Origin of the sequence: Vibrio spartinae, assembly GCF_024347135.1 — a bacterium.
Classification (GTDB): Bacteria; Pseudomonadota; Gammaproteobacteria; order Enterobacterales; family Vibrionaceae; genus Vibrio; species Vibrio spartinae.
Map to the genome: position 1 here is coordinate 3,218,439 of NZ_AP024907.1, position 13,750 is coordinate 3,232,188.

At 43.3% G+C, this 13,750-nt stretch carries 10 protein-coding genes and 1 tRNA gene; 4 read left to right on the forward strand and 7 right to left on the reverse strand.

Annotation, left to right across the window (positions count from 1 at the left end):
* Nucleotides 1-8 precede the first annotated feature (8 nt).
* From OCU60_RS14425 to OCU60_RS14440, 4 genes are all read left to right on the forward strand, one after another.
* Nucleotides 9-452 (forward strand): GatB/YqeY domain-containing protein, encoded by a 444-nt coding sequence (locus OCU60_RS14425; protein WP_074371890.1) that lies wholly within the window; start codon nucleotides 9-11, stop codon nucleotides 450-452.
* 108 nt (nucleotides 453-560) lie between these two features.
* Nucleotides 561-2,327 (forward strand): DNA primase, encoded by a 1,767-nt coding sequence (gene dnaG / locus OCU60_RS14430; protein WP_074371891.1) that lies wholly within the window; start codon nucleotides 561-563, stop codon nucleotides 2,325-2,327.
* Nucleotides 2,328-2,425: 98 nt separating this feature from the next.
* Complete coding sequence (gene rpoD / locus OCU60_RS14435; protein ID WP_074371892.1) at nucleotides 2,426-4,327, forward strand: RNA polymerase sigma factor RpoD; 1,902 nt, start codon at nucleotides 2,426-2,428, stop codon at nucleotides 4,325-4,327.
* A gap of 144 nt (nucleotides 4,328-4,471) precedes the next feature.
* Nucleotides 4,472-4,548: transfer RNA gene (locus OCU60_RS14440), tRNA-Ile, on the forward strand.
* Nucleotides 4,549-5,052: 504 nt separating this feature from the next.
* Here the strand turns inward: OCU60_RS14440 and OCU60_RS14445 are convergent.
* From OCU60_RS14445 to OCU60_RS14475, 7 genes are all read right to left on the reverse strand, one after another.
* A complete protein-coding gene (locus OCU60_RS14445; protein ID WP_074371893.1) occupies nucleotides 5,053-5,400 on the reverse strand; it encodes a hypothetical protein in 348 nt (115 codons plus the stop codon).
* Entirely contained in the window at nucleotides 5,400-6,866 is a 1,467-nt protein-coding gene (locus OCU60_RS14450) for a hypothetical protein (RefSeq protein ID WP_235862144.1), read from the reverse strand. The genes OCU60_RS14445 and OCU60_RS14450 overlap by 1 nt, the downstream gene beginning before the upstream one ends.
* 299 nt (nucleotides 6,867-7,165) lie before the next feature.
* Complete coding sequence (locus tag OCU60_RS14455) at nucleotides 7,166-8,071, reverse strand: ROK family protein (protein WP_074371894.1); 906 nt, start codon at nucleotides 8,069-8,071, stop codon at nucleotides 7,166-7,168.
* A 12-nt stretch (nucleotides 8,072-8,083) separates the two neighbouring features.
* The gene (locus OCU60_RS14460) at nucleotides 8,084-8,887 is read right to left on the reverse strand and encodes a MurR/RpiR family transcriptional regulator (protein WP_074371895.1); all 804 of its coding nucleotides are present in this window, start codon (nucleotides 8,885-8,887) and stop codon (nucleotides 8,084-8,086) included.
* Nucleotides 8,888-8,980: 93 nt separating this feature from the next.
* Complete coding sequence (locus OCU60_RS14465) at nucleotides 8,981-11,650, reverse strand: glycoside hydrolase family 38 N-terminal domain-containing protein (RefSeq protein ID WP_074371896.1); 2,670 nt, start codon at nucleotides 11,648-11,650, stop codon at nucleotides 8,981-8,983.
* Complete coding sequence (locus tag OCU60_RS14470; protein WP_074371897.1) at nucleotides 11,647-12,141, reverse strand: PTS sugar transporter subunit IIA; 495 nt, start codon at nucleotides 12,139-12,141, stop codon at nucleotides 11,647-11,649. The genes OCU60_RS14465 and OCU60_RS14470 overlap by 4 nt, the downstream gene beginning before the upstream one ends.
* On the reverse strand, nucleotides 12,122-13,630 hold the full coding sequence (locus tag OCU60_RS14475; RefSeq protein WP_074371898.1) for a PTS fructose transporter subunit IIC: 1,509 nt from the start codon (nucleotides 13,628-13,630) through the stop codon (nucleotides 12,122-12,124). The genes OCU60_RS14470 and OCU60_RS14475 overlap by 20 nt, the downstream gene beginning before the upstream one ends.
* Between the last annotated feature and the right edge of the window lie 120 nt (nucleotides 13,631-13,750).

Below are 13,750 nucleotides of genomic sequence, written 5' to 3' on the forward strand. Positions count from 1 at the left end.
AATGAGTTATGGCTCTGATTGACAAGCTCAAAGAAGAGCAAAAATTTGCGATGAAAGCCAAGGATAAAATTCGTCTTGGCACTATTCGTTTGGCCATGTCAGCAATCAAACAACGTGAAGTCGATGAGCGGATTACGCTAACCGATGATGATATCGTTGCTGTTCTGACAAAAATGGTCAAACAACGTCGCGATTCTGTCGCACAATATGAATCTGCGGGACGACAAGATCTGGCAGATGCGGAAAGCAACGAAATCACAGTGCTTAAGGAATTTATGCCTCAAGCATTAACTGATGATGAAGTGTTGCAACTCATTGATGACGCAATTATCGCTTCCGGTGCTCAAAGCATGCAGGATATGGGTAACGTCATGGCTGTATTGAGACCGCAAATTCAAGGGCGTGCAGATATGGGAAAAGTCAGTGGCTTAGTTAAAAGCAAACTCACTTAAACCCACTCCTCTAAACATCAAGCCGTGCTATTCTATATGGCACGGCTTGTTTGTATACACGCTAACATGTAAATTAGCTATCCACAGTAACATTAGCTATCAGGTCTTATGGCTGGGTATATTCCTCGAAATTTCATCAATGATTTACTCGCTCGACTGGATATCGTCGATGTTATTGACGCTCGCGTCAAACTTAAAAAAAAGGGAAAGAACTACAGCGCTTGCTGCCCTTTTCATAATGAAAAAACCCCATCTTTCAGCGTCAGTCAAGACAAACAATTTTACCATTGCTTTGGTTGTGGCGTGCATGGGAATGCCATCGATTTCATGATGGAGTACGAACGTTTAGAGTTCGTCGAAGCGATTGAAGAGCTCGCAGGCTTACTTGGATTAGAAGTCCCGAGAGAAAAAGGCGCAACACCATTCGATGCCCAAAAATCACAGGCGCGCAAAGAACAAAAACGCACCTTGTATGATTTAATGGAACAAATTGCGCAGTTTTACCGCCATCAACTCAGGAATCCAAGCAGCAAGGTGGCTATCGATTATTTAAAAAATCGCGGGCTATCCAAAGATATCGTCCAAAAATTCGGTATCGGCTATGTCGCTGATGAATGGGATCTGGTCCATAAAAACTTTTCCCGTACGCCAGAATCAGAGCAGATGCTCACCGCTGCGGGAATGCTGGTTGAGAATGACAACGGGCGTCGCTATGACCGCTTTCGAGGTCGGGTCATGTTTCCCATCCGGGATCGCCGTGGTCGTGTGATTGGCTTCGGTGGCCGAGTCCTCGGGGACGGAACACCCAAATATCTCAACTCGCCGGAAACCGATATTTTCCACAAAGGAAAAGAGTTATATGGTTTATACGAAGTCCTTCAAGCGCATCGAGAACCCCCACAAATTCTGGTCACTGAAGGTTACATGGATGTCGTGGCATTGGCTCAGTATGGCGTTGACTATGCGGTTGCGTCTTTGGGGACATCCACAACCAACGACCATTTACAGGTACTTTTCCGACAAACGAATGCTGTCGTTTGTTGCTATGATGGCGATAATGCAGGACGACAGGCCGCGTGGCGAGCATTAGAGAATGCGCTCTCACTACTCAGTGGTAATAAGAGCCTGAAATTTATGTTCTTACCGGACAAAGAAGATCCGGACTCATACATCCGTCAACGTGGTACAGAAGCATTTGAATATCAAGTTCAGCAGTCAATGTCTTTCTCTGATTTTCTGTTTCAGGGATTAATGTCTCGTGTAGTAGACAACAGTAGCCGGGAAGGCCGTTTTCGAGTCATCCATCTGGCAGAACCTTTAATTAATCAGGTTCAGGACGAGGCGCTGAAAATTTATCTATGGGAAGAATTGTCATTACGCACTGGCCTCAGCGCAAATGCGATTCAATCGGCATTGAATAAAAAGCAAGTTTCGGAACAAACATCAGCGATTCGCCCACAAGCGGAAATGAAGCGCACACCGATGAGAGAAGTTATCGCTTTGCTTCTGCAAAATCCGAACTATGCTGATAGAATACCGGATCTATCAAGCGTCGCGACACTTGATATTCCCGGTTTGAGCTTATTTATTGAGGTCCTTGAAAAATGTCGAAATTACCCCAATGTAACAACAGGTCAGCTACTCGAAAACTGGCGAGGCCATCGAAATGAGCCTCTTCTGTCACGTCTCGCGAGTTGGGATATCCCACTCGTAGAAGACTATCAAGAAGAAATATTTTTAGATTCACTGGATAAGATAATTACCCAGTGTGTTGAAAAACAAATTGAAAATCTGCAGGCAAAAGAGAGAAGCGTTGGTTTATCAGCTGACGAGAAAAGGGAACTGCTAGCGTTGATGCTAGATTTGAAAGCGTAATCCCTTATTTATAGCCAACAAATGATTAATTTGTTAGAATACGTGGTTTGCATTCTGCATACTAATTCCGTCACTAGAAATGAAGTTGGATACCGTCTATGGATCAAAATCCGCAGTCACAGCTTAAATCACTTGTCATCAAGGGCAAAGAACAAGGCTATCTGACCTACGCTGAAGTCAATGACCACCTCCCTGCAGAAATTGTAGATTCTGAGCAGGTAGAAGACATTATTCAGATGATTAACGACATGGGTATCAAGGTCGTAGAAACTGCACCTGATGCTGATGATCTGGCACTGAATGATGATACAAACATTACGGATGAAGATGTTGCAGAAGCAGCCGCAGCAGCTCTATCCAGTGTTGAAAGTGAAATTGGTCGTACGACAGACCCTGTCCGCATGTATATGCGTGAGATGGGAACTGTCGAGCTTCTCACTCGTGAAGGTGAAATCGATATTGCAAAGCGCATTGAAGATGGGATTAACCAAGTTCAAAGCGCTGTTGCCGAATATCCGGGAACCATCCCTTATATCCTTGAACAATTCGACAGAGTTGAAACTGAAGAGTTAAGACTAACCGATTTGATTTCAGGCTTTGTCGATCCAGATGCCGATGAAACAGCATCACCGACTGCTACCCATATCGGTTCAGAACTGACGGGTACAGATCTGGAAGACGAAGATATGCCTCTTTCACCAAAGAATAAAGGTGAGGAGGAAGAAGATGGAGAAGACGAAGAAAGTGCTGATAACAATAGTGATGATGACGATAGTGACGACGATGTCGGTATCGATCCTGAGCTAGCACGAGAGAAGTTCAATAACCTTCGTAACAAATATCGTGATTACCAGTTAGCCCTGAATGAATTCGGTGAATCTAACGAACAAACGTCACAAGCATCGGAACTTGTTCTGGATGCCTTCCGTGATTTTCGTTTGACCCCAAAACAGTTTGATAATCTGGTTGAAACACTTCGTGGTTCGATGGATCGGGTCAAAACGCAAGAACGTTTAATCATGAAGCATGTTGTTGAACATGCCAAAATGCCGAAAAAAGCATTTATCAGTGCATTTACCGGTAATGAATCTAACGAAAATTGGTTGGATACGCTTTTAGCATCTGACAAACCTTATGTTGACAAAATTCGTAAGAGCGAAGAAGACATCCGCCGTTCGATCCAGAAACTCAAAGCCATTGAAGAAGAAACATCTTTAAGGGTTTTGCGTATCAAAGATATCAGCCGTCGTATGTCTATCGGTGAAGCGAAAGCGCGTCGAGCCAAGAAAGAGATGGTTGAAGCGAACTTACGTCTGGTGATTTCAATTGCGAAAAAATACACCAACCGAGGCCTACAATTCCTTGATTTGATTCAGGAAGGGAATATCGGTCTGATGAAAGCTGTCGATAAGTTTGAATACCGTCGTGGCTACAAGTTCTCAACTTACGCAACATGGTGGATTCGTCAGGCAATCACTCGCTCGATTGCGGATCAGGCTCGGACGATTCGTATTCCGGTCCATATGATCGAAACGATCAACAAGCTGAATCGGATTTCTCGTCAAATGCTTCAGGAAATGGGACGAGAGCCACTGCCCGAAGAGCTGGCAGAACGGATGCAAATGCCGGAAGACAAAATCCGTAAAGTGCTGAAAATTGCCAAAGAGCCAATCTCAATGGAGACACCAATCGGTGACGACGAAGATTCGCATCTGGGTGATTTCATTGAAGATACGACACTGGATCTGCCAATTGACTCAGCAACCGCAACCAGCTTAAGGGCTGCGACACGTGATGTTCTGGCAGGCCTGACACCTCGTGAAGCAAAAGTTCTTCGGATGCGTTTTGGTATCGACATGAACACAGACCACACCCTTGAAGAAGTGGGCAAACAGTTTGATGTAACCCGTGAACGGATTCGTCAAATCGAAGCCAAAGCACTACGTAAATTACGACACCCAAGTCGTTCAGAAACACTGCGTAGCTTCTTGGATGAGTAGACTGATTCAATTCAATGAACAAAAGGTGAGCAAATGCTCACCTTTTTTATGCGCTATGATTTAAGTGAATAAAATATAAGCATATTTAGTCATCATTGAGGCTAGACAGTATCAGGCGTATCCCCTATAATCGTCCGTCTTAAGGGGCCTTTAGCTCAGTTGGTTAGAGCATCCGACTCATAATCGGCAGGTCCTGGGTTCAAGTCCCGGAAGGCCCACCATATTTATCAAAGGCTTAGCGTTATATTTAATGCTAAGCCTTTCTTGTTTCTATCGGCTGTAGCAGGAAGAACAGCGATTCCCCGCTTAGATGTTCCATAGAACCTTTCTGAGCGATTGCCAAGGCCGACAATCCTAAAACTATTTCGTGAGCTTCATGAATGAGATCGGAAGGGTCTTTAGATAAATCACAATGGCACATGATGAATTCTCCTTTTGGTTTAGAGGATTCACCACCCGGCAAGTTCCTAGGCTGTAGGGTGGTGAACTGATTGGGGTTAGGAACTTACCGCCCAAAAGGAAACGGCCTGACCGAAGTCAGCCCCGCTCAGTCCACCATAATTAGGGTGCAACAAAGCACACACAGAAACGCCAGCAAAAGCTGGCGGCATCATGCGCCTTTTGGTTATCTCGGGGTTCCTAAGCCCGGCACTGGATTTTGCCAGTACACGGGTAGATGAGTTCTGTTGGAGGGAGGTGTCAAATAATGTTTGTATGGACTGAAATCAAAGAAAACGTTCAGCAATAACAGAAAGCCAAAAGATAAAGAAACTGTAGAAACAGGCCGAGTTCAGGGTCATCAAAACCCGAAAACCTTTAGATGTTGTCGTCATCCGGTGATAAATAAACGGATACGCAACACAATAACGGTTAAAACGCCCACCTATGGCAAAAAATGTCATGTGAAAAGGCTTTTCATAGACTTCATTAACATCTTTCGCCAACTGCTCATCTATAAACAGAATACGCTTTGAATTACCTAATGAAATACTGATAGATTGAATTCCCAAAGGAACAATCCAGCCTATAAAAAAACCGCCCGAAATCAGTTGTATCCAGTCAATGAGATTCACTATTCGAGTCCTTCCATCGTTTTTTCATAAATAATATCAACTGTAGCTTTACCTGCCATAGATCCAAATGTACCGCCAATGAATCCCCCAGCAACAGCACTACCAACCAAAGCAATGGCAATCACTGGTGCAGACGCTGCCCCAACAAAGCCTAATGCAAGAGTTGCAATAGCAACTCCGATTTCTCCCCCCCAGACGCCAGCAATCCATCCAGAGAAAAAGCCTACAACTTCCCTTGCAGTTGTTTTACCACACTCCCCTCTACCATCGACTGAACAAGCATCGTAAATATTATTTACTCCACTAGCTGCTGCTAATCCAAGGCCTAAATAACCAACACCTCTAGCCCCCCAAACACCAACTGAAATATTGGCAATTCGTTTGCCAAGGTTCGGGACGACTCCACTCTTAATAATGTCATCCGCATTATGAATTACAGATTTGGTAGAAAGCCTGAGTGATTTTTTTACCTGCCGAAAAGCTGGGATGTTTATAGCGCGGCTTGAAAATCGGGTAAATGACTGGTCCAGTTTATTGAGCAGTGCCGCACGTTCAGCAACAAAAGAACCATAATTAACGCCCCCGTTACGACTTGCCATCGCCACTTGGGTTACATAAAGAGAATTTATTTCCTGAATGATACTACCGACATGCTTTAAGTGACTTTCAATCCCCGTCGCAACGGCACTAACACCGACTGATGCATAAGCATATTGATCCGAAGGTAAGCCATTATCCCGGATATATTTCAAACCGTTCGAAGCATAATAGTCTAATAATTCAAAATGGCGGTAAACAGTTGCGACTTCTTCATCACTAAGCTTCGCTAATTCGGTACTAGCCGCCTTTGCTTCTTCCTGTAACTCAGTTAATGATTGCTTCTCTTTATCGGTCGTAGGCACCGTGGTTGGTAATATAACAATTTCACCCTGACGAACGGGTTCATTCAGATGAGTATTATACTTTTTGACTAATTGCTTTTGTGTCGTGGTCGTGTCAGAAGTGAACAGACTTGCCCACAAATCTTGCTGAGATTGAGTTGATTCGACCTGCATCCATCCCAGAGAAAATTGCTGTTCCTGTTCCTGTGCCTTTTCCTGAGCTTTTCTTTCCTGAAGCATCGCCCACGTTTTTTCACTATTGAGATAATTTTCCCGGCATTGCTTCTCATAACGCTCTTTCAGGGATAATTTCACGGGTTCAGGCTCAATGTAAGGCTCGGTATAAACCGAAGCATTGACACTCCCTGAATAGAATGAACCAATGCCATGATTCACCAGTTCCATTCTCGCGGTATAGGCTTTATGGGCCAACGAATCAATATTGGGCTCGATGGCAGGATTCACCCGCCAGTATTGATTGCCCCATTCATCCCGATCCCGAATTAACAAGGGAACAGACGGAACATCAGTAAGCAACACCTGATGCCCGGTGCGAAGCTGTTCAAGAAAGGTTTGAAATAACATTCTGTTCGGGAGCACAGATTTTAAGTCGGACTCGCGCAGGGAAGCAAAATCCCCTTCAACCTGAGCAACTTCGATTACCCCGCCAAAGTATTCAATTTTGACTCGTGGGTCATCTTGCTGTTTTAGTTGAGCGCTGAAGGTTTCACTAAGGGATGTGACCTGCTCCCCATCATCTAGTCCAGTCTACACTTAGTCATGTTCATTCAACCAAGGAGATCGAGTACAGCATTGCTGCCTTGTTCTCCTCGATGGAAAATACGCCAACCACATCAGTGCTGATTGGACAAATATCTGACGAATCAATTTGTTGCTTTAGCCAGTCGAGCGGCACCTCGTATCCCGCTACTATCGCCATATTCAGCTTTTTTAAACTCAGTTTTCAACTCATTACCAAAGATGTAATGCCGGATCTGGATTGGAATATCTTCATAAATTTCTTCAACATTAGACAGGCCGCCACCAATCACAATAATATCAGGATCCATCATATTGATAAGAGCGGCAAAACTTCTTGCCATTTGATCGATCAACAAATGGTAAGCAGATAATGCAGTAGCATCGCCATTACGCTTTGCTGCTATGATGTCTGACGCATTCAATGAAGACTGAGCTAAGGCGTTGTAGGTGATTTCCAGCCCCGTCCCCGATATAAATTGCTCAATACAGTTTTCTTTCCCACAGTAGCAACTGCGCGGCTCTCCATCTTTAAGTGGCGAAAAGTTCGGGAGAGGGTTGTGTCCCCACTCACCACCGAGTGCATTCGCTCCTTCCCAAAGGATTTTGTTAAAAACAATTCCCCCACCACAACCAGTGCCAAGTATCGCGCCAAAGACTAATCTACCCTTCTCCCCAGCACCATCTATCGCTTCTGACAAAGCCAAACAGTTTGCATCATTCGCGATATAAACTGGTTTATTTAACTGATTTGAGAGATCAGATAATAAATCGTGGCCGTTAATAAACGTACAGTTAGAGTTTTTCATCAACCCTGTGGCTGGGCTAATTGTTCCGGGTAGTCCAATCCCCACATGCGTAAAATCATGATTAACCGCAGTCTCTGCTTCTACAACGAGGGCGCTGATTGTTTCTAGAAACAGTGGATATTTTTTAGGCGTGGTTGTCCTTGTTTTAAAACATGTATTTCCGCACTCATCAAGGACGCAAACTTCAATTTTTGTTCCACCTATGTCAAAACCAATTAGCATCGTGACCTTCTCTTATTTGGATAATAAATAGTGTTTCTCTGTTGCCATCCAAGTATCGATTGATGACCTATATGTATTCACGTAATGCCCATAAAGAGAATCTACAGCCATTAACAATGGAAATTGAGGTGATATCAGACCGGTTGACTCTTCACCATTTAACGACGGCGTAAATAATACGTATTGAGAAAGGCTGACCATTTTGGATTTTTTATTGGCAGTCATACACGCAATCGTCACGCCTCGCTCTTTTAAATGATTTAAGTATTTAATTAACCTTTCATTACGCCCATTTAGCGAAATGATGAGCAACAAATCATTAGATTGCATCGGCGGCCCGTACATATCCATTGAATCTGTGTCTGGGATAATATCGACGAATTTCCCCAACCGTCTAAACCTTAGCTTTAAATCCTGAGCAACAAGAGTGCTAAATCCTTCACCATAAACATGAATACCAGGACGGGTGTGAATTTCTTTAGCTAAGGATTGAGTCACTTTATCATCGAATACGTCATATCGATTTTGTAATAGATTCACATATTCGTGATGTAACGCACCTTGTTGATCTTCTTCGATATCCGGAGTCGTTTCCTCTACACGTCTTTGATAACGATAGTAAAATTCTTTAAAAGATTGACAGCCAATTTTTTTAGTAAAACGAGTAAGCGATGAAGCCGACACATCAATCGCTTTTGCAAGCGTTTCTATCTTGTCAGGCACTGGGTTTGCCAGTAAATAGTCTGCAATTTGATTTTCCTTTCGAGTAAATTTGACTCGAGAATAGGAAATCACCATATCCAGATCATTATTCATAATATTTGCTCGTCTTATTTAATGCATTAATTTAACGAATGCTCCTAGAAGCACTAGTTAAGTTAACTCCACTTGATCGTGTGAGGACGATCATTACGAATGCCCCACACACACCAAGAAAGTTTTGATTTGCTTTGGTTTAAAGTTTTCTAATTCTAACCTGCCACTTTCTATGGTTAGCGCTTCACTGATTTTTTCTGAGAGTTCAACCAAGTATATTTGCTCTACTGACATCGAAAATTCGATATAACCAGCCGTTTCTATGGCCTCTTCTGAGGGATTGTAGAGCCGAAGAATCAGGTCTTCACTGCCTTGAGCTTGTTTTAATGCGCTATAAACCAAGTCTGGTGCATTAATCGTCAATAAACTGGTCATTGACTCACGCTCACAAGCGACTGAGTTAATACCAAAATACTTCATCGTGTTCGTAAACCGATTGACTTCTTGTTGCTGATAACTTTGCACAGGCACCGCCAACTGTTGCCAGTTTCTCATGTTTCTGGCAGCGCTGTACTGATCATCAAGCGAGATGGCAATATCGAAAGTAAGCGGCTCGAGAAGCTGACTATCCGGCGTCGGTATATATTTAAACTGCTGCCCTGATGCGATTCCGGGCCGTCTGACCAGATCGGGTTTTCCTAACCAGCCAACAGAACGGAATAACGTTAATGCAATTTTTCCGGTGGTGGGGCTGTTATCGTCGTTAATGACTTCATATTCCTTAATGCCATTGCTAAAGAAAGTGAGGGAATGGTGCTCATCACAAATTGAAGCCGAGTGGATCATTGGATATATGCTTGACGGCTCTTCTTTCCACTGCTCTGCCCGCCACGTCTGCCACTTGGGATGACGATTAGGACGGCGAACAACGCCAAATGGTGTATTTGCGATCGACTCGGTTGAGTGTATATCACTATCAACAACGACCTGCATTCTGTGGTCTTTCGCGATATTATTGATCGATAAACTCATCTCTAGCGGACGATTTCCATCAGAGAGAGTAAGCTCGAGTGTAAAATCTATGAGTGCTGATGTTTGACGTTTTTCTCGCTCTTCAAGGTCTTTAGGCAATAGCCATGTTCCCTGAATAATCATTGACTGACTGAACGATGTTTTGGTTGTTGTAACAACGCTGTTTAAGAAATTAAAACGCAATTCCCAGTCATTTAGCGGTGGAGAGTAATCGTAATTGTCACCATCATCACCGACGTCACGAATAAAGATCGATTGTTTTAATGGCTTTTGACTCGCTGTATCTGTGAGCACTAATTCGCCATTTGCCAGTGTCAGCACATAGTGTTGGTTGTGAATGAAATTATCTTCAGACTTAAAGCTGCTACCTTTTTCACCGATGGGTTGGCTATGCGCCTGAATATTGAAACAACGATAGCCCAATGCTGGTAGCGATGTCTTTAATTCAACTTGATGGTGATAGTGATATAACTCTGCAAGCTGTTCCGCTACTGTTCTGCGGATCGAGCCATGGTAAGTTTTTTCTGAACTCAGTACATTGAATGCTACAGGCGTCCCGGTATCATCAAAAAGCGAAAACTCAGGCGTTAACGTATCCACTTCAAGAACGACGCGCTCGTCCCTGACATAAGGCAATGTATTGATAAGCAACAGATTGTTATCACTGTCAGTCAACACAGACTCAGAAAGTTTTCGAACTAAATAATCACTGTTGGCAGCGGACATTTCATCCGCAGTAATCAAACGCTGCTTAATATGACGGTTAGTTCGATCACTATTACAGCCACCGGCACTATCATGTGCATGACAACGCAATAACATCTTCCATATATGATTCACGAGCGCAGTCTTATACGGAATGTTTCGATAATCAGCCAAAGCCATAAGCGGTTCAAGAATGTAGCTTAAACGGGTTTCGACTCGGTCATTCAGTTGCTTGTGGTCATACCGAGTTGAGTAGATTGAGCGATGTATTTTTGAATACTGTGCTTCGATCATTTCTCCTTGATAGACAAAAGCATCATCATACGTGTTCGTTAAACTTTCAAACAACGCATTGTAATTACTTTCGATAAATTGGTGCCCCGTTTGCGAACCGGCGTTGAAACGGTGAATCTTGCTTTTGACATCGAAATCGACTTTGATCTGGTCGGCACCATAAGGATATGGTATCGCATTTGCTGAGGTATCTTCCGCTATTTGGGCAACCAGTTCATCGGGATCCATCCCTGCTATCTGCGGTTCAGCGAGATAATATCCATTACGGATTTGGTAGCAATTCACTTTGCTGCCATCTTCACTCGTCCAGACAAACTCTCTCGCTTCACAAGTATCACGAGACAAGCCTCGCCAGAAGACGGAATGAGTGATACCAAACCCGTTATATATTTTAGGCATATCGATACTTTGACCAAAAGCATCCGGCACATAACCGATGTCCCAGCTACCGCCTAATGACTCAGCAATACGAGAACCAATCAGCAAATTCCGGACGATAGATTCACCGCTGATAATAAGCTGATCGGTTTGAGTATACCAAGGGCCGATCTTCATTTGGCCGTGAGTCACAAGCTCTCTCAGCTTACTTGCCTTTTCTGGTGCCAGTTCAAGGTAATCTTCTACAATGCTGGTTTGCCCATCTAATAAGTATTGCTGTATTTGTTCTTGTTCGAGAGCCTGGAAAACATCGTCCATATGATAGGTCAGCTGAACCGAAGATTCAGGGTGCGTGAAATACCATTCATAATCCCAATGAGTGTGGGGAATCAGATGAACAACCCTGGCTTTCATATCCCCTCCTTAAGTACATTTTCAATTTCACTGACAACGGTATTGTTTTCACCATTTTTAACAATATCTCTAAATTCAGCTTTCATATTTGCTTTAGAAATCGCAATAAGCGATTTCATGACATCTTCGCTTCCTTTATTTGGAATAGAAAGAGCGATCACGGTTTGTACATCAGAGTTATCCATTGTTTCCCACTGAATCGGATTTGAAAAACGAACAACCCAAATACCAGCGCTTTTTACTTGCTTACTTTTTGCATGGGGTGTGGCAATTCCATCTTTAAATCCTGTCGAATCGGTGTCCTCACGAGCGATTAAATCGACAAGAAACTTATCCTGATGAGTGATGTAATTGCGGTTGAACAATTCTCTGGCAATAAATTGCAAAGCTTCATCACGAGTCTTAGAAGATTCATCAATCAGTACATGAGTTGCATCAAAAATAGGCCGTGACTCGCCACCTTTTAACCCTTTAAACAGTTTGCTGAGCATATAACTTCTCCATATTCTTCTCAGACTTTGTGCGCCAAACACCAATGATTACCGCAGTAAGCAGAATTCCGGCACCAGTGCAAAGCACCCAAGATACAATTGGAATAGGTTGTTCAACGTAGCCGATAATCGTGCCCAGAGGTGAACCTAACCCGCCAAAGTTACGAATCCCCCATAAGCCAACTAAACCGCCAGCTAACGCCGAACCACAAACGCTCGCAACGATAAGTTGAATGGGGTTAGCCGCAGCAAATGGGATCGCACCTTCAGAAACACCAACCATACCCATGGCACATGCAGCGTTTGCTGTGTTTCGCTCTTCACTAGAGAATCGTTTTTTAAATAAACGTGAAGCGACAAATATCCCAAGCGGTGCGATTGAGATGGAGGCTTGCACAGCGGTAAATGGCAGTAAATTTGCGCCATCGACACCGTATTGCCCTAATGTGTCAACAAAGACAGCAGTACTAAACACATAAGCCGTTTTATTAATTGGCCCGCCAAAATCGAACCCAATCATTCCACCGATGACAGCACCGATTAAGAATGACGAGCTTTTATGCTCAGTAATCAGGATATTAAGCCATTGATACATAGTATCCATCGCGAATGAAATAGGTTTACCAATGCCGTAAAGAACGAAAATGAAAATTAAAAAGGTGGATATCACAGGGATGATCATAATCGGCACTGCCGGGCGAAGAATCTTCGGCCAAGAAATGCGTTTTAGATAAAGCACCATATAGCCAACAATGAAGGCAATTAACAATGCAGCTAAAAAGCTCCCACCGGTTTTTGTTCCGAGAAAAGCGGGGTCATTGGCGATATAGGCACCAATCATAGCAGGTGCAATTGCCGGGCGGTCAGCAATCGAGTTCGCGACAAAACCAGCAAACAGAGGAATCATCAAAGTAAAGCCGACTTTACCAACCATAAATAAGTGCGACATGAAGTAGCCTAGAGCGGTTGATTCATCAAACCCCCAATTGACTAGATGCCCCTGAGCATCACTATTGAATGCAAAAATATTGGCTAAAGCCAGAAGAAGACCACAAGTCGCCATTGGTATCATGTAACCAACACCACTCATTGTATGACGGAAGAATGCATTGTGTTTTGAGGTGCCAATCGTCACCCCTGCCCCCACATTTTTTCCTTTAGATTCTTCGATTGAGGACATTGTAATTTCAGCTTTTGCTGATGCATCGCGAATAACCGTTTTTGCATCGGCAATGGCATCATTTGTCGATACTTGATAAATCCTTTTACCACTAAAGCGCGCCAAAGACACCGTAACATCACTGGCAATCACAACCAAATCAGCATCTTCAATTTCTTCTTGAGTTAAAGGGGTTTGTGTTCCTATATTGCCTTGAGTTTCCACTCTGATTTGATAACCAAGTTCTTTGCCTGCCTCAATCAAAGCTTCTTCAGCCATGAAGGTATGAGATATACCGGCAGCACAGGAAGTAATTGCAACTATTCTCATAATTATTTTCCATTCCAGATAGTGGTGTAAGGTTCAGTTACTTTTGTTTCCAGTTATTTTGTTTCCAGGTATTTTGTTTCTAGGTATTTTGTTTTCAGTTACTTTTGTTTTCAGGTATTT